Origin of the sequence: Tessaracoccus sp. (genome assembly GCF_016714275.1) — a bacterium.
In the GTDB taxonomy this organism is placed as follows: Bacteria; Actinomycetota; Actinomycetes; order Propionibacteriales; family Propionibacteriaceae; genus Arachnia.
The window spans coordinates 170,706-188,176 of record NZ_JADJNP010000004.1 but is presented as its reverse complement, the minus strand read 5'-3'; the positions used below and the strand labels follow the sequence as shown (position 1 = coordinate 188,176).

The 17,471-nt window shown below is 70.5% G+C and carries 13 protein-coding genes; 10 read left to right on the top strand and 3 right to left on the bottom strand.

The window, feature by feature from the left end:
• Positions 1 to 40: 40 nt before the first annotated feature.
• The 5 genes from IPJ61_RS15045 (at position 41) to IPJ61_RS15025 (ending at position 8,510) form a co-directional block, all read left to right on the top strand.
• Positions 41 to 1,933: a DUF6049 family protein gene (locus tag IPJ61_RS15045; RefSeq protein WP_297109284.1), complete on the top strand. Its 1,893-nt coding sequence runs from the start codon at positions 41 to 43 to the stop codon at positions 1,931 to 1,933.
• Positions 1,930 to 5,661, top strand: a complete 3,732-nt coding sequence (murJ, locus tag IPJ61_RS15040; protein ID WP_297109281.1) for a murein biosynthesis integral membrane protein MurJ — start codon at positions 1,930 to 1,932, stop codon at positions 5,659 to 5,661. Before IPJ61_RS15045 ends, murJ begins: the two co-directional genes overlap by 4 nt.
• Positions 5,658 to 6,359, top strand: coding sequence for an FMN-binding negative transcriptional regulator (locus tag IPJ61_RS15035; RefSeq protein ID WP_297109278.1), 702 nt, complete (start codon positions 5,658 to 5,660; stop codon positions 6,357 to 6,359). Before murJ ends, IPJ61_RS15035 begins: the two co-directional genes overlap by 4 nt.
• A gap of 302 nt (positions 6,360 to 6,661) precedes the next feature.
• Positions 6,662 to 8,251, top strand: a complete 1,590-nt coding sequence (locus tag IPJ61_RS15030) for a TROVE domain-containing protein (protein ID WP_297109276.1) — start codon at positions 6,662 to 6,664, stop codon at positions 8,249 to 8,251.
• Entirely contained in the window at positions 8,244 to 8,510 is a 267-nt protein-coding gene (locus IPJ61_RS15025; RefSeq protein ID WP_297109273.1) for a hypothetical protein, read from the top strand. Before IPJ61_RS15030 ends, IPJ61_RS15025 begins: the two co-directional genes overlap by 8 nt.
• 54 nt (positions 8,511 to 8,564) lie before the next feature.
• Here IPJ61_RS15025 and IPJ61_RS15020 read toward each other — a convergent pair whose 3' ends face one another.
• A complete protein-coding gene (locus IPJ61_RS15020; protein WP_297109270.1) occupies positions 8,565 to 9,125 on the bottom strand; it encodes an RNA polymerase sigma factor in 561 nt (186 codons plus the stop codon).
• Positions 9,126 to 9,263: 138 nt separating this feature from the next.
• On the opposite strand from IPJ61_RS15020, the gene IPJ61_RS15015 reads away from it, so the two are divergent.
• From IPJ61_RS15015 to IPJ61_RS14995, 5 genes are all read left to right on the top strand, one after another.
• A complete protein-coding gene (locus tag IPJ61_RS15015; RefSeq protein WP_297109267.1) occupies positions 9,264 to 11,144 on the top strand; it encodes a dynamin family protein in 1,881 nt (626 codons plus the stop codon).
• A gap of 5 nt (positions 11,145 to 11,149) precedes the next feature.
• Positions 11,150 to 11,620 (top strand): nucleotide exchange factor GrpE, encoded by a 471-nt coding sequence (locus IPJ61_RS15010; RefSeq protein WP_297110957.1) that lies wholly within the window; start codon positions 11,150 to 11,152, stop codon positions 11,618 to 11,620.
• A complete protein-coding gene (locus IPJ61_RS15005; protein WP_297109265.1) occupies positions 11,617 to 11,967 on the top strand; it encodes a hypothetical protein in 351 nt (116 codons plus the stop codon). The genes IPJ61_RS15010 and IPJ61_RS15005 overlap by 4 nt, the downstream gene beginning before the upstream one ends.
• Complete coding sequence (locus IPJ61_RS15000) at positions 11,964 to 13,394, top strand: dynamin family protein (protein ID WP_297109262.1); 1,431 nt, start codon at positions 11,964 to 11,966, stop codon at positions 13,392 to 13,394. The genes IPJ61_RS15005 and IPJ61_RS15000 overlap by 4 nt, the downstream gene beginning before the upstream one ends.
• 78 nt (positions 13,395 to 13,472) lie before the next feature.
• A complete protein-coding gene (locus IPJ61_RS14995; RefSeq protein ID WP_297109259.1) occupies positions 13,473 to 14,783 on the top strand; it encodes a hypothetical protein in 1,311 nt (436 codons plus the stop codon).
• Positions 14,784 to 14,835: 52 nt separating this feature from the next.
• Here IPJ61_RS14995 and IPJ61_RS14990 read toward each other — a convergent pair whose 3' ends face one another.
• Together IPJ61_RS14990 and IPJ61_RS14985 are read right to left on the bottom strand one after the other, a co-directional pair.
• Entirely contained in the window at positions 14,836 to 15,600 is a 765-nt protein-coding gene (locus IPJ61_RS14990) for a hypothetical protein (protein ID WP_297109256.1), read from the bottom strand.
• 80 nt (positions 15,601 to 15,680) lie between these two features.
• Entirely contained in the window at positions 15,681 to 17,432 is a 1,752-nt protein-coding gene (locus IPJ61_RS14985; protein WP_297109253.1) for an Hsp70 family protein, read from the bottom strand.
• Positions 17,433 to 17,471 lie beyond the last annotated feature (39 nt).

Sequence of the window (17,471 nt, the reverse complement as noted above, 5' to 3'; positions counted from 1 at the left end):
CTCAACCGTAGCGGCCCGCCGCACGACTACGATGTGTCCGGTGAGGGTCCGAGGTGTGCTGCGCGTGATGCTCGCCGCGCTGCTCCTTGGTGTCGGGGTCGTCGCGGCTCCCCTGACCGCCTCGGCCAACGACGGCGACTACCTCGACGTCGACATCACCGCCATCTCCACACCGACGCTGGACCTCGGCGATCGCGAGCAGGTCATCGACATCTCCGGCACCGTCACGAACACGTCGACGGTGTCCGTGCGCTACGCCGCCGTGCACTTCTGGCGCTCGCCGCAGCCCCTCGCATCTCCCGCGGCCCTCGCCGAGCACCTGGCCGACCCACCCGCGGGGCAGCGGCTGTTCCAGGAACCCAACGTCGACATCCTCTCCCAGGAGGAGGGCCTCGCCCCCGGGGAGCGGGCCACGTTCACGGTCCGCGGAACGGTCGAAGAGTTGGTCACCCAGGGCACGCCGCTGACGGTCACGAATGTCGCCTACGCCCTCGGCGTGCAGGTGCTCGGCAACGCCCCTGGCGAGAACAGGCGGGTCGTCGGGCGCGACGCGATCGGCGTGGCCGCCGCCACGGAGCCCGTCGAGTCCAGTGCACTCGTACTCCTGACTGCGCCGCCCACCTGGCTGCCGAGCGGCGAGTTCCTGAGCGACGGCCTGGCCGAGGACCTCGACGACCGCCTCGAGACGCTGCTGGCCAGCGCCGAGCGTCCCGGCGTTCTCGCCGCCATCGACCCCGCCGTCTACGCCGCTGTCGCGCGACTCACCGAGGAACACGTCGTCGATGGCGAGCCCGTCGACGGCAACGGCATCGCGCTCGCTTGGCTGAAGCGGGTCGACGCGCTCGCGGCACAGGGCAGGCTCCTGCGGCTGCCCGCAGGAAACCCTGACCTGGCTAGGGCAGACGCCAGCGGCATCCTCGCCGGCGTCCTCGGCTGGTCCGACGACGCCGTGCCAGCAGTGCTGGCCAAGCTACCGACGGTCGCCGTGCTCGGCGCCGGCGCGACGCCGGAGCTCGCGACCCGCCTGGGTGCCGTGAACACTGTGATCGTCCGCGGGGCGGCGGGCGGCGACGGTGGCACCCCCCGCGTCCTGGCCGGCGCCCAGCCGACGGAGCAGGGCCTTCCCGACGGCGTGCGCCTTGCCCGGCGCATCGCCGACGAACTGGTCGCGCCGTCACCCCCGCTGTACCTGATCGAGAATGCGCAAGACGTCCGCGCGGACCAGCACCTCGACCCGTGGCGGCGGCACGTCGACCCCTCAGCTCCCGTGCGCGAGGAGCTCAGCTGGCCCGAGACGAGGCCAGCGACGCCTTGGCGGAAGGTCGCGGCGGCGCTCGAGCGCGAGGCCGGGCAGGCCAGCATCCTTTACGACCTGACGGGCGAGCCGTCCCCCGGCCTCTCCGAGCTGGGCGCGACGGCCTTCTCGGCGGGCTTCGCGAACGAGAAGGCGGCCCTCACCTACTTGTCGGCCGCGGCCAAGCCCTCGACCGACCTCGCGAAGGTAAAGCTGCGCGCCGTCGCGTCGTTCGTCATGGGCTCCAGCACCAACACGTTCCCGGCGACGCTCACCAACGAGCTCGACGTGCCGGTCACCGTCGGCGTACGGTTCACGTCCGACGCGCCCCAGCGCGTCCGCGTCCCCGACCTGGCCCCCATGGTTCTGCCGCCCGGCGAGCCGGTCACCGTCAACATCACCCCGGAGGCCGACGCCAACGGCGTCGCCCTCGTCGAGGCACAGGTCGTGACGCGCGGCGGCGTCCCCGTCGGCAAGGCGACCACGATCGAGATCACGGCCACCAACTTCGGCAGCATCGGCTGGCTGATCATCGCGGGTTCGGGCGCGGTGGTGCTGGGCGGTACCGCGTGGCGGATCAGGGCCGTGCGCCGCGAACAGGCCAAGATGGACGCGACGGGGAACGAGGAGGGCGAGTGAGCCAGGTCAGCAGCACGAAGAGGCTCATCAACGCCAGCGCCGTGATGGCGTCCGGGACCATGATCTCGCGCATCCTCGGGGTGCTGCGCGTCATGCTCGTCGCGTTCATCCTCGGCAACGGCACGCGCCAGGCCGACATGCTCGACATCGCCTCGATGATCCCCAACGCGCTCTACATCCTGCTGGCCGGCGGCGCGCTGAACACGGTGCTCGTGCCGCAGATCGTGCGGGCTGTCAAGCACGACGAGGACGGCGGCGAGGCCTACACGAACCGGATCATGACGGCGTTCCTGCTGGCGGTGACCGTCGTCGCCGTCGTGGTGACGGCCGCGGCGCCGCTGGTCACTCGGCTCTACACGTCGTCGGCGTGGCGCGAGCCGGACCTTGCCGCGCAGTACGCGTCGATGGTGGCGTTGGCCTATCTGACGCTCCCGCAGATCTTCTTCTACGGCGCGTTCTTCCTGCTGGGCCAGGTGCTGAACGCGCGCGACAAGTTCGGGCCCATGATGTGGGCGCCGATCGCCAACAACGTGATCTCCATCCTCGTGATGGCGATCTACCTGGTCATCTGGGGAACGGACACGGACCGTTCCGGGCCGTTCACGACGCCGCAGATCCTGCTGCTCGGCCTCGGCTCCACCATCGGCATCGCTGTCCAGATGCTGGTGCTGCTGCCCTACCTGCGCAAGGTGGGGTTCAGGTACCGGCCGCGTTTCGACCTAAAGGGCACGGGCCTCGGCAAGACGTTCAGCCTTGCCAAGTGGACGTTCGCGTTCGTCGGCATCAACCAGGTCGCGCTCATGGTGGTCAACAAGCTCGCCACCTCGGCCACCGCGACGGGCGCAGGCGCAGGCTCGAGCGTTTACTCGAACGCGCACCTGCTGTGGATCCTGCCGCACTCGCTGATCACCGTGTCGCTGGCCACGGCGATGCTGCCCAGCGCGTCGCGGTTGGCCGCCGCCGGCGACAAGCCGGGCGTCGCGGCCGAGTTCACGCGGACGGTGCGGCTATCGCTGATCGCGATCGTGCCCGCCACCGTCGCCTTCCTCTCCCTCGCGGGCCCAGTCACCGGGCTGCTGTTCGGCCAAGGCGCCGGCGCGAAAGACGCCATCTTCATCGCCTGGGCGTTGATGGCGTTCGCGCTCGGCCTCATCCCGTTCACGGTCCAGTTCCTCTGCCTGCGCACGTTCTATGCGCTCGAGGACACCCGGACCCCGTTCCTGCTGCAACTGCTGATCGCCGGCGCGAACATCGTCGGGGCGCTGCTGCTCACGTGGGCGTTCAACGATCCCTCCTGGGTGGCGGCGGAGCTGGCGCTGGCGTATTCGCTGGCCTACGCCGTCGGCGTGCCGTTCTCTTGGCGGGTCTTGAAGGGCCGCATCCCCGACATCGACGGCGGCAAGCTCGCACTGCACGTCCTGCGGCTGCTGATCGGCTCGGTCGTGGGCGGCATCGGCGCCTACTATCTCTCCCAGTGGCTGATGGACGTCATTCCCGGCCGCATGCTGGGCCAGGTGGCCGCGCTCGCCGCCGGCGGGGCTCTCATCCTACTGACGTTCTACGTCGCTGGCCGGCTGTTGAAGGTGCGCGAGCTGTCCAGCATCGGCGGGCTGATCGCGGCCCGGCGCGGGCGTCCCGTCGCCGCGAAGCCCAACCAGCGCGCGACGGAGGTCATGGATGCCGTGAAGGCCGACGACGATCCGCCGACGGTGATCCTCCCTCCCCCCGGCCCGGAGAGCATCGACTTGGAGACGACGGGGCCGATGGACATGTCGGACGTCTTCCGCCCGGACCGGCCCGCGGCGGCTCCCGCTCCCTCCGAGCCGGCGACGTTGGTGATGGCGGCGGCGCCGTCCTCCGCCGACGAGGCCGAGCCCGACGACGAGCAGGATACGGCGGCGGAGGAGAGCCTCCCGCTGGTGGTGAACGACGAGGAGCCGACCCTGCGGATCGCCCACGAGGGCATGTTGCTCAGCACCCGCTACGAGCTGTTGAACCTGCTGGCCTCCCGCAACGGGACGGAGACCTGGCGAGCGCACGATCACTCGCTGTCGCGCGATGTGGTCGTCCACGTCATCGGCTCCGGCGACGACCGGATCGTCGAGCTGCACGCCGCGGCCCGGAAGGGCGCGGCCGCCACCGATTCCCGGTTCCTCCGGGTGCTCGATGCCGTCGAGCTGATGGACTCCTCGCAAGGCCTCGGCGGCTACGTCGTCGCCGAGTACGCCGCCGGGCGCTCTCTGACAGATCTCCTCGCCAAGGGACCGTTGAGCGCCATCGAGGCCGCGTACGTGGCCCGCGAGCTGGCCGACGCCCTGACCCCTGTCCATCAGAACGGGCTCTTCCATGAGCGGCTGAACCCGGACAACGTGATCATCACCGACGTCGGCGCCGTCAAGCTTGTCGGCTTCGGGCTGGAGGCCGTGCTCGCCCAGGGTGGCGCGCAGTGGTCGCGGTCGTGGAGCGCGAAGCAGCGCGACGACGTCGTGGGCATCGGCAACCTGCTCTACGCGATGCTGGTGGCCCGGTGGCCTGGCGCCGGCGACTACGGTCTCGCGCCCGCGCCGCTCATCGCCGGCGAGCCCGCACCGCCGCACGAGGTGCTGGTCGGGGTGTCGTTCGCGCTGGACCGGATCTGCAGCACCACCATCACGGAGCGCGGCGCGGCCGGCGAGCGGCGGATCACGACGACGACCCAGCTGGCCGCGATGCTGACGCAGGTGCTGGGCACGGCGAATGCGTCCGCCGACCTGGAGGCGCGCGTGCGCGCCTGGACCGACGCCCCGTCCCCGGCGCGCTGGGTCCACGCCGACCCGCCGTCGGCGTCCCGAGTGCCCGCCGCGCCGGTCAAGACCGTCGCAGGGGATGCGACGGGTTCTTCCGCGTCTTGGGCGACGGACTCGTCGTCTTCGCCCGCAGCATGGGTGACCACGCCGGGATCGGCGGTGACTCCGGGATCCGCGGTGACCCCGGCGCGGGATGAGCCGACTTCTGCGGCGTCGCCCGCGCGCCCGGTTCCGGTGGCCGCGTCGTCGGGTCCGTCGACGCCGACCAGTCCGCTGGGCGCGATCAGGCCAACGTCCGCCTCCGGGCAGCATCGGCGCGCGCTCTGGGCAATCCTGATCCTCGCGGTGTTGGCGCTGGTGGTGTCGCTGATCGTCGTCGGCGCGATGAACGCGAAGGACAACGCCGCGCCCGCGGCGGTGCCGGGGACGTCTGGCCCTACCACGCCGGGCGGGTCGCAGGACGAGCCCGCGGCGGGCCCGTTCGCGATCGTGGGCGCGAGCGACTTCGACCCGGAGACCGATGGCGGGAACAACGAGGAGAATCCCGACGCCGTGGCGAAGGCCTTCGACGGCGACCCCGCGACGTACTGGGAGACGCTGCGGTACAAGAACCGCCCGACCCTCGGCGGCCTCAAGCCCGGCGTCGGCGTGGTGCTCGACCTCGGCGAGAAGCGGACGGTGACGTCGGTCGACCTGACGCTGTCGGCGGACAACCCGAACGACCCGACCAGCGTCGAGCTGCGTGTCCCGAAGGGCTCGAAGCCGTCGACCCGCACGGAGGCCGATTGGAAGGTCGTGGGCTCGGACAAGGCCGCGAAGGGCACCGTCACCATCGATCTCAAGACGCCGACCGAGACGCAGTACGTGCTGGTCTACTTCACGAGCCTCCCCCCGACAGACAACGGCTACAAGGCCCGCCTCCACGAGGTCGTCGTGCGGTGAGCTACGTCTACCTTCCTCCGAGCCAGGCGGTGGGTGAGGATGAGTGCCGCGCGTTGCTGGAGGAGGCGGGCGCGGCGCTGTGGATCACCGGCGGCGAGGGGGTGCCGTCGGCGACGCTGCTCCCGACGCTGTGGCGCGGCGGCTCACTGATCGCCCACGCGTCCGGGCACAACGAGCAGTTCACGACCCTCGACGGCGAGGTCGCCTGCCGGGTCGTGGTGCAGGGACCGGACACGTACGTGTCGCCGCGCTGGTACCCGTCGATCCAACCGGTCGCGGAGGGAGGCGCAGCACGCGGGCGCGCCGAGGGCCGCGCCGTCGGAACGTGGAACTACCAGCAGGTGCAGTTCGCGGGCGTCTTGACCACCTACCGCGACGTCGAGCGCCTCCGGCGCGAGGTCACCGAGCTGGGCGAGCTTTTCGACGCCGACCGCGTCGCGGAGTGTCCGGTCGACCACCGCGGCTCCTGGTCCCACGAGGAGGCACCCGCCGACTTCTACGCGGCGATGCTGCACGGGATCATCGGGTTGGAGCTGCGGATCACGGACGTCGTGGGGCGATTCAAGCTGTCCGCGAACCGCACGGAACTCGACCGCGACAGCGTAACCACCGGCCTCCGCGACCGCGGCCGCCCGCGCGACGTCGCGGTCGCCGACGCCATGGACGCCGCGACCCCGCTGCTTGACAGGGGGGTGTAGTGCGCTACACACTAGTACGGCCAGGCGGGCCGAAGATCGTCGGTTATCGCCACGCTGGGAGTCCGGGGTTCGAGTCCCCGCTGATCTGATCAGTAGCTCAGCTGGAAGAGCATCAGCCACTTCCGGTGGTCGATCCCCTGCCCGTCTGGCCCCATAGACGCGCGGGGTGGGCCGGAGTTGATCGGTTACCTCTCATACAAGGAAATCGGCCCAGGAGTGGGTCGGCCCGGCCCAGCCGGGTTTCACCCGGTCGGCACAACATGCCCGCCCCGCGCCCACTACGTTGGAAAGGAGGACCGGAGATGGACATCTTGCGCACCCTCGGGTTGCGTCGCACCCGCCAGAGCGAGGCTGCTGACCCGCGTCAGGTCCCGAACTCGGCAGGCGGATATACCTTCGCGTTGGACGACGCCGCACGTCTGCGCCGGTTCCTCACCCTCGGTGTCGACGGCGGCACCTACTACGCCTCGGATCGCGCGCTGGCGCTGGAGAACGCCCAAGTCCTCACCCGCATGGCGGCCAACGACCCCGACGGGCTCGTCGCCACCATCGTCGACGTGTCGGTGCGGGGCGCCGCCCCCAGGCAGAACCCGGCGCTGTTCGCGCTGGCCTACGCGGCGTCGGTGCCCGAGACCGCGAAGGCAGCCCTCGACGCGCTGCCGCAGGTCGCACGCACCGGCACGCACCTGTTCCTGTTCGCCGGCTACGTCGAGCAGTTCCGCGGATGGGGCCGCGGACTACGACGCGCGGTCGCCGGCTGGTATACGTCGAAGGACGTCGATCAGCTCGCCTACCAGCTGGTGAAGTACCGCCAGCGTGAGGGATGGTCCCACCGCGATCTGCTGCGCCTCGCGCACCCGCAGGTCACGACTCCTGCTCTGAGGGACACCTTCGAGTGGGTGACCCGCGGGGCCGTAGGCGTCGAGGCGCCGCGGCTCGTCGAGGGCTTCGTCGCCGCGCAGACCGCCGACACCGCGGACGCGTGGGCGCGACTCGTGCGCGACTACGGCCTCAGCTGGGAGATGCTGCCCGACGCGGCGCTCGCCGAGCGCGGGGTCTGGGATGCACTGCTCGACGCGGGTCTCCCGCAGACCGCGCTGCTGCGCCAGCTCCCCCGCCTCACCCGGTTGGGGCTGCTGCCGGAGATGGGCGGCCGCACCGACGAGGTGGTCGCCCAGCTGACCGATGTCGCGCGCCTGCAGCGGGCCCGCGTGCACCCGGTCTCCGTGCTGGTTGCCCAGCGCACCTACGCCTCAGGGCGCTCTGCGCGCGGCGGGGCGACCTGGACGCCGACGCAGAAGGTGGCCGACGCGCTGGACGCCGCGTTCTACGCAGCCTTCGGCGCCGTCACGCCATCGGGGAAGCGCACCCTGCTCGGCGTGGACGTGTCCGGGTCGATGAGCGTGCCGATCGCGAACCTGCCCCTCACGGCGCGCGAGGCATCGGCGGCGCTGGCGCTCGTGCAGTTGGCGACCGAGCCGTTGTCGATGGCCTTCGGTTTCGCCGCGAGCGGCCCCCTGTGGGGCCCTGCGGAGCTGAAGCCCTTGGCGATCTCGCCGCGGCGTCGCCTCGATGACGCCCTGCGCGTGATCGACCGCATGCCGTTCGGCGCCACCGACTGCGCTCTGCCGATGCTGCATGCGGCCGAGCAGGGCCTCGAGGTCGACACCTTCGTGGTGTACACCGACAACGAGACCTGGGCAGGCAAGGTGCACCCGTACCAGGCGTTGCGCGCGTATCGGGCGCAGACCGGCATCCCGGCGAAGCTCGTCGTCGTCGGGATGTCGGCCACGGGTTTCAGCATCGCCGACCCCGACGACGCGGGCATGCTCGACGTCGCAGGGTTCGACGCAGCCGTGCCGAACCTGATCGCGGACTTCGCCCGTGGCTGAGCACCCAGGAGCCGGCACCCCGAGAAGGGGTGCCGGCTCTCGCCGTCGGGGAGGCATCTCCGACGCGAGACTCGCCCGCGCCCGCGAACTCCACCGCCAAGCAGCAGAAGCCGAAGAACTCGCAGCCCGGCTACGCGCCGAACGCGACACACTGATCAAACGCCTCCGCGCGGAAGACCCCGAAACCTGGTCCTACGGCACCATCGCCGCCGGCATCGGCTGCAGCCGCGAACTCATCGCCCTGGTCTCCAAGCGGTGACGCGCGGCGTCGGGAAACGAACGGCCTTCGGCGGGCTGGACTTCCGTGGCCAGATCACACCTGAGTTAGCGCCATTGTGACGGCAGCACGCGCGCGGTGGAGGCGGCTCTTCACGGTCTGCACCGGGACTCCCTGATGGGCGGCGATCTCCTCATAGCTGAGGTCGCCGAACTCTCGCAGCACGAGCGCCTCGCGGAACTGCGGGGAGAGGCCGTCCAAAGCGTCGGCGATCCTGTCACGCTCGGCGAGCAGCTCGACGAAATCCCTGCCCACCGGGCGATCCAGCAGCTCGATCTGGTCCGATGGCATGTCCCGCCGGCGACGCACCACAGCCATGGCAGCGTTCGACGCGATCCGATAGGCCCAGGTGCCGAACCTCGCCTCACCGCGGAAGGAACCGAGATGGACCCACGCGGCGGTGAGGGCGTCCTGCAGGGCGTCCTCGGCATCGGCGCGGTTGCCGGCGATGCGTAGGCAGATGGACCAGAGCCGGGAGCGGTAGTCGGAGACGAGGTCCGCGAAGGCCAGGTCGTCGCCGGCGCGGGCGCGCGCGAGCAACTCCTCCTCCGCGCCAAGCATCTCCACGATCCCCTCCGCCCCGTCGCGTGTGCTCATTATCGGGTCCGCCCGAACGCCGGTCAACGATTTCCCCTAGGAATCGGGAACAAACCAGCGCGCCCGCCCATCTAGCTCCTGATAGGCACTTCCACATCGGGACTCGCCGCGCCGCGGGGTCCAGGGAGGACGGCACCCATGACGGCTCCGACGCGAAGGGCGCCGTATACGTCCGTGATACCTCCGCTGGACCGGACGCGGATCGAGACCATAGCCAAGAACCTCGCGACGGTCGGCGAATCGGAGGCGGCCGCGACGCTGAGGGCGGGCGTCCTCCGCGGCGAGGGCCGGCCGAAGGTCGTCGTCATCGGCGAGGTGAAGCGCGGCAAGAGCACGCTGGTCAACGCCCTCGTGGGAAGCGTGGTGTCCGCAACCGGCGCGGCGCTGGTCACCTACTGCCCCGTCGTGCTCGTGCCCCCGGACGCAGACCGGGCCGCCGGCGAGGGCAACGTCGTCTACGCCGAGACGGGGCCGGGGCCGACGATTCCCGTCGCGGAGGTCCTCGCCCGGCTCGCACGCCCCGAGGCCGGCACGCCCATCGGCGCTGAGATCGCGGTGGAGAGGACCCTCGTCACCGGCATCGACCTCATCGACACCCCCGGCGTCGGCGGGCTGGTCGAGGCCCACGCGCAGGTCAGCCTCGCCGCGCTGAAGGGTGCGGACGCGCTGCTGTTCGTCACCGACGGCGGACAGCCGCTGACCGCGCCGGAGCTCGACTTCCTCAGGAGGGCGAGCGACGCCGTCGAGCACGTGCTCTTCGCGTTGACGAAGGTTGACCTCACGACGCGGTGGGGCGAGATCGAGGCCGAGGACCGCGCGAAGCTGCGCGCGCACGCGCCGCGGTTCGCCGAGGCGCCGATGTTCCCCGTCGCCGCGGCGCTCGCCGTGGACTCCTGGACGGCGCACCCGGACGACGCCGAGTTCCTGTTCGACGAGTCCGGCATCGCCGCGCTCGCCGAGGGCGTGCGAGCCGCCGTCGGCGACGCAGACCGGGTGCGGGCGGGCAACGCGGTGAGGGCCGGGTTGAGCGGCATCGAGCGCGCCGCAAAGGCGCAGGAGACGACGCGGGCGGCCCTCGCCGACCCCGAGCTCCTCGCCTCGCTCGAGGCCGACAGGGCTCGGCTGACCGAGTTCCAGGCGCGGGGCAAGCGCGCCACGCGATTCGACGTGCCCGGCGCGATCAACAAGCTCCGGCGCAGCCTCACCGACCTGATCGGAACGGGCTGCTCGGACATCACCCACGCGTTTACGACGAAGCTCACCGCACCCCGGTGGACCGCGCTGCCCGACGCCCAGTTCCGCGCCGAGCTCCAGGCCGAGCTGACGGCGCTCGCCTCCCGGGTCACCGACGAACTCGGATCGGGGTTGGACACGATCGCCCGCGAGGCGTTCAAGGATCTGCCCGAGCCGGTGTCGACGGCGACCGTCGACCTGCTGGCCGCGCACGCCATCGACGTCCGCCTCGTGGACGGCGCAGTCGTCCCGAACAGCGACCTGCTGCAGTACGCGGCACTCCCGGGAGGCATGTTCATGGCCTCGAGGATGGCTGCATGGATCGCGCAGAGCGCAGGCCCCTACCTCGGCCCCCTCGCTCCCGTGGCGACGGTCGTCGGGTGGCTCATGGGCGCCGCGCCCGTCGCCATACAGCTCACGCAGCGGCGGAAGGGGTCCGCGCAGCAGCAGCAGATCAGGGACATGCAGGAGTCGATCTCCACCCTCCGGAGCGAGGCGACAAAGGCCGTGGAGTCCGTACTCTCCGACTTCCATCCCGCGCTCGCCATCGAGCTAGAGGACAAGCTCACGGCGCGGATCGCCGAGTTGAGCACGATCATCCAGACGGCGACGGCGAAGGGCAAGCTGAACGAGAAGAACGCGCAGCGCGTGGAGCAGAACCTCAAGGTGCTCGCCACGGCAACCCGGCAGCTGGAGGAGATTCTCGAGGATCTCGCGCGGGGTGGAGGGGGCTCGCGGGTCCCGCCCGAGGATGACTCCGCCTTACCCCCCGAGGAGAATGGGTGACAGCGATGCTCGGTTTTCAGTGGTGGCAGTTGGCTATCCTCGCGGCGACGGCGATTACGTTCCTCGCGGTTGGTCTCGCGCTGGGCGCGCTGCTCGGGCGGCACTCCCGGCCGCAGCCCTCGCTCCCGGCAGCCGCCCCGGCCCCAGCCCCTTCCCACGCTCGGGTGCCCTTCCTCCCACCGACGCCCCCGTCCGCGGCGGATCCCCGCCTCGTCGCCGGCCTGATCGGTGCCCACGACCTCGCCGAGGACAACGAAGCCGTCCGCCGCCACGTCGAGCAAGTGCTGCGCACGCAGGGCATCGCAACGATCATCCCCGCGAACGGGACCCCGTTCGACCCCGAGCTCCACAACGCTGTCGGTACCCGACCCACCGCGCCCGGGGAGACCGACGGTACGATTGCCGGCGTCACCCGTCCGGGCTGGCGGAGCCAGGCGGGCGTGATCAGGCCGACTGAGGTGGTGGTGCGAACGTGACCGACGACTACGCGCTCGGGGATCCGGTCGAGCCGCCCGCGGGCATCTGGGAGGAGGCCCTCGCGCGGCTCTCCCGGCTCGACGATGCTGCCGTCGGCCTCTCCGAACTGATCCCCGATTCCTTTGAGCAGTCGGACCCCGCGTCGCAGGAAGGGGACATCCTCGCCCTCATCGACAACGATGACGAGGAGGCGGACAACCTCGACGGCGACGCCATCACCGCGCTCGAGCACGTGGTCATCGAGCCCACCCCCGATCACGACCTCGCGCCCGGACTCGGCGTTCCGGACGACATCGGCCTCCCGGACGACGACATCGGCGGGCCTGGCGGGCAGGAACCGTGGTGAGCACGACGCTCAGGGAGCGGATCTCCCTGCTGTGCGACGACCTAGCGGCGATCGCCGAGCCCGAGTTCCGGCTGGGGATCGACGCCGTGCGTGCGGCGATGGGCGAGAAGCTGCGGCTCGCCGTCGTCGGCAACGTGAGCACAGGCAAATCGACCATCGTGAACGCCCTCGTCAGGCGCAGGGTCGCGCCGACGGCGGCTGGCGAGACGACGAAGGTCGTCACCTGGTATCAGCACGGCTACGTCGACTCGGCCACCATCGAGTTCGTGGACGGCACGACGCGGCGCCTGCCGTTCGACAGGGAGCTCCCGACAGACCTCGGGCTGTCGCAGGGGCAGTTCGCGCAGGTCACGCGGCTCAGAGTGCAGCTCGTCTCGCCGCGCCTGAAGGACCTGACGGTGATCGACACCCCCGGTCTCGCCAGCCTCACCCCGGAGCGTGCAGAGGCGACGAGGACCGCCGTGCTCGGCTACGAGCGCGACTCGCAGCACGCGGCCGGCGAGGCGGACGCGCTGCTCTACACCTTCCTCGACGCCGCGCGCGAGACCGACATCGGCTTCCTCGCCGGGTTCCGCGCCGCGTCCGGCGACACGGACGCCGAGGCAGTCAATACCATCGGCGTCTTCGCCCAGGCGGACCGCCCGAGGGATCCCGACCCCATTGCCGCAAGCCAGGTGCTCGCCGACGCCCTCGCGGCCGACCATGTCTCGCTGCTCGCCGACGTTGTCGCGGTCTCCGGCCTCCTTGAGCAGTCGGGGCGCACCGGCCAGATCACGGAGGACGTCGCGCGCACCGTCGCCGCGCTTGCCGACGTCGGCCCCGCCCGGCTCCGCGCGTGGACGCGGCTGACCGTCGACGGCGTCGACACCGCCCGCATCCGCGAGGCGGGTGAGCTCCTCCAGGCCTACGGACTGATCGCGGGCGGCAAGGTTGCGACCCGCGGCGCGGCCGCGCTGCGCGACTGGTGCCTCCTCGGTGCCTCCGGGTTCGCCCGGCTGGACGAGGCTATCTACGGCAAGCTCGTTCCCCGCTCGCAGGCCATAAAGGCGCGCGCCGCCATGCGCCGCCTGACGGACCTCGGCCGCAGGATGGACCGCAGCGACGAGGCCCTCACCCTGATCGAGGAGGCGGAGCTCGACCCGGCGCTCCACGGCCTGGAGGAGCTGCGGATGCTGCAGCGGCTACTCAAGGGCCTCCCCGGCTCCTCCCTGCGGCGCACCCTCGAGCAGATGATCGACGCCGCGGGAGACGAAAGACGCCGCCTCGGCCTCTCCCCGGAGGCGACCCCTGCCGATATCCGCACGGAGGCACTGCGCCGATGCAGGGAGGCCCAGGCGACCGCGGCGCTGGCCCTCGACAGCAGGGAGGAGGCCGCCGCGCTCGTGCTCGCCCGGTCGTACCAGTACATCGCCTCCTCGTCAGCGTAGCCAGGCGGGCGCCGGGAACATTGCCGACGGCTCACGCCTCTATTCCCGTATACACCCGGACGCGGAAAGGCGACCCCGATGAACGACTTCCAGGACGACTTCACCCACGACGACCCGGCGCAGAACCCGTTCCAGGTTCCCGCCGACCAGGGTTTCGTCGACGAGGACTTCGACGATGTCGCCGCCCCCGAGGCCCAGGGCTACCTCGTGCAGGCCGGGTTCCTCGACGGCATCGGCCAGTTCGAGGTGATCGACCTCGGCGCCGACGGCGTCGGCGACATCCTCGGCATCGACACCAACGGCGATGGTATCGCCGACTTCAGCGTCGTCCGCGACGGCGATCAGCTCGTGCTGACGGCCGACGGCGACTTCGACGGCACCGCCGACTGGCAGGAGGTCGTCACCCCCGTCGAGCTCCTCGAGCGGTACCCGCTCCTCTCCGACGTGATCAACTCGGTCGAGGGCTTCGACCTCTTCTTCGACATCGACCATCAGGACACGCAGCTGCCCTGGCGGGAGATCGACCAGGACGTCGTCGACGACGGCTTTGAGGTCTCCGACGGCGTCATCCACGGCGACCCCTTCCTCCTCGAGGACACCTGGTTTGAGCAGTCGTTCAACGGCGCCTGCCTCCCTGCGTCGGTGGCGCAGATCTACATGGACTACACCGGCGTCGAGCTAACCGACCAGGAGTTCGTCAACCTCGCCAACGCGGTCTTCCAGAGCCAGGAAGGCGGCTGGGTGATCGGCCCCGACGGCGCGCCGGGACTCCCGCCGCAGGCGGCGGAGACTCTGCTGGAGAGCGCGGGCATCCCCGCGTCATACGAGACCGGCCTGACCCTTGAGGACCTGGAACGCGCCGTCGATCAGGGCCCCGTGATGGTGGCCGTCGACTCCGGCGAGTACTGGTATGGCGAGTCGGTCGAGGACGACACGATGGACCACGCCGTCGTCGTCACCGCTGTCGGCCCCTTGGTCGACGAGGAGGGCAACGTCGTGCTCGACGCCGGGGGAAATACCACCGAGGTCGTCTATCTCTCTGACACGGGAACGGGCGACGGCAATGTACTCCCCGTGCCCGTTGACGTCTTCCTCGACGCCTGGGAGGACTCGGGCTTCGCCGCCGTCACCTGCGACATCTCCGCCGACGACTTCCGGGCGGCCCAGGAGGGCCTTGTCCTGGACGCCGACCAGGCGGCGGCCGGTGGCACGGAGATCCCCGCGCTGGCGCCGCTGGACGTCATCACCCCCGACAACCAGATCGAGGAGACGGCGTCCTGGATGGCCCAGCACCCCTCGTGGTGGATCGTCCCGGTGCGCCTGATCGTCCCCGCGGCCATCGCGAGCCTGGCAGCGGTCGGGATCGCCAAGGCGGCCAAGAAGAACTGATCACGAGGAAGGGCCTGAGCGGAGTTCCCGTCCAGGCCCTTCCTCCTCGCTCCTAGAAGGCGTCGATGATCGTCCGGTTCATGCGGTTCTGGATCTCCATCATGTTGAGCAGCTCCCGCAACACCTTCTCGCGGTTGTCGACGGCGTCAGGGTCGTTCTCGTCGATCGGCGTGTTCATCACCTGCTCGTACAGGTCCATGAGGCTGGGTGTCCCGCCGTCCGCGGGGGCGGTCTCCTGCGGCTGTGGTTCAGGGTCGAGGCTCAGCTGCGGGACGAGCTGGCCTTGGGGCGCGTAGATCTGCGGCTGGCCCTCCACTGGAGTCACCGGGACCGGGACATTGGCGTACATGATGTGCCACAGCCCGTGTCCGTCCCGTGTGATGTTGTAGGGCACCGTCGCGGTGGCGCCGGGCACACCGGTGTAGTCGTCGATGCCGTCGTGGTTCGCGTCCATCGACTGGTGCGTGATGCGCCCAGATCGCTCGTCGATCAGCTGCGCGGCCTCCACCACGCCGTCGCCGTCCACGTCGATCAGCCGCGCCTCGATCCTGCCGTCCTGGTCGTCGTCGAGCTCAACGACGTCGATGCGGCCGTCGAGGTTGGTGTCCTTGAAGTAGACGTCAGGGATGCCGTCGCCGTTGCGGTCGGCGACGGCCGCGTCCGGGACGAAGTCCTGGTTGGTGTCGCCCGCGTACATAGACGCTCCGCCCCCGTCGGGGGCCATCGGGATCGAGTGGCCGATCATGTCGTCGGTCATGCCGTCGTGGTCCATGTCGAACCACTCGACATCGCCGAAGGGGCCGGGATCCATGCTCATCAGAGTCTCCTGTCCATCTCGTGGGTCTCCGGTTGGACGTCACCGCGACTGCCGATGTTCCCGGCGACCGGGACTCGCCGTCAGGTTGCGGGCTTCTTCCAGATCTCGCGCAGTAGCGCGGGCACGGCGAGCACCAACACGACCCACGTGACGCCGCCCATCGAGAAACTCACGGCGATGAGGAGCCCCACGATCACAACGGCGATGCTCGCCAGCACCTTAAGCGTGACGGCGAGGCCCTCGTTGGCCTGGACCTCCGTGATCTCCAGCGGTGGCTGCCACGGCACGACGACATCGCCGGGCTGGGCAAGCAGCCGACGGACGACGCCGCTCCGCGCCGCGCCCTGCCGGGCGAGCCCGCCCGCGGTTCTCGCCTCGTACACCGGCTGCCCCTGGGCAACCTTCTGTCCAGGTGCGACCAGCCACTTCTCAAGTACCGCTGAGGGGGGTGGCGGCGGTAGCGGATCGACGTCCTGCTCTTCATCGTCATCGGACGTGAGTTGGTCCCCGTCAGGGAGTGCGTCGAGAACCTGCACCAGCGCGGAGTCGAGGAACTCATCAACGTCGGTGACACTGTAACCGTCGGAGCGCACCTGGGAGAACCGCACCGAGTCAAGCCGGTCGAGCCAAAGTTGCGCCTCCGACGTCCTGGCAGCCAGAAGGTCCCTGACGAACAGGTCCACCTCTTCGACCCGATAGCCGACTTTGCCCTTCGTCAGGAGGAACCTGGCCTCTCCGGTCACGAGCAGATCACACTGACGCGATGGAGGCGTACCGACCCGGGGGGCGTTGTGGGCGCCGAGGGCCACGACGAGCTTCGGGTCCTCAAGGCCCCTCGGCTCCCTGCCCAGCAGGTCGGTCAACTCGCTTCGCACCGCCCGGATCCACGATGACCCGCCGGTCAGGAACACGTCGTGGAGTTCGTGGGCGCCGACGCCAGCGTCGCGCAGCGTGGATTCGACGAGGCCGCGCACCCTCGCGATCTCACCGGCCGTCAGAGCCTCGAACTGCGCGAGGGTGACGGTCACCGTCGTCCCCAACACGCCGATGTCCGCGTCCTGGTAGTGGCTGAGTGCCTCTTTGGCGGCGCGGACCTGGTCGCGGAGCGTGTGCTGGGCCTGCGTGTCGCCCTGCAAGGCCGCCGCGAGATCGGGGTGAGAGACGGCCAGCTGGTCGCGCGCCCAGGCCTGGAGGATCTCGTCGATCCTGATGCCGCCCAGGTCGTCCTTGCCCCTGGAGGCGACTACCCGGTAGGGCATCTCCGGTTCGCCCGTGACCCTGAGGACGGCGACGTCGCAGGTGCCGCCGCCGTAATCGACGACGGCGAGCATCGCGCCCTCCGGCGCCTCGCTCGCCCGGGCGAGGCGCGACACGGCCGCGATGGGCTCGCTGACCAACCGGGGTTCGACGGGCACGCCCGCGTGCGCCCACGCCTCCCGCAGCGCGACGAGCTTGCCCCCCTTCCACGCAGCCGGGTGGGTCAGGATCACCTCCGTCGGAGGCGTCCCGCCCGCCACGCGCTTGGCCACGTCGACGACATGCATGAACACCCTGCCCACGAGCTCGGTGCCGGGAACCTCGACGTCACCGAGCAGCCGCGGTCGGTCACCGAGGTCCTTCTTCGGCGAGCCGACGAACAGCCAGGGCTTGACGGCGCGCGAGTTCCGCGCCGCCTCGCCCACCTTCATGCCCGCGGGATCGGCTAGCACGCAGGAGGGCAGTTGGTCGGCATTGGGAGAGAGCTTCACCGTCGTCGGCGCGCCGCCGACGGGCGCCCATGCCGCTGCCGTGTTCGATGTCCCGAAATCGATCGAAAGAACCCAGTCCCGCATCACCCGCTCCATCCCCCTGACCACTCCTTCGTGCCCTTA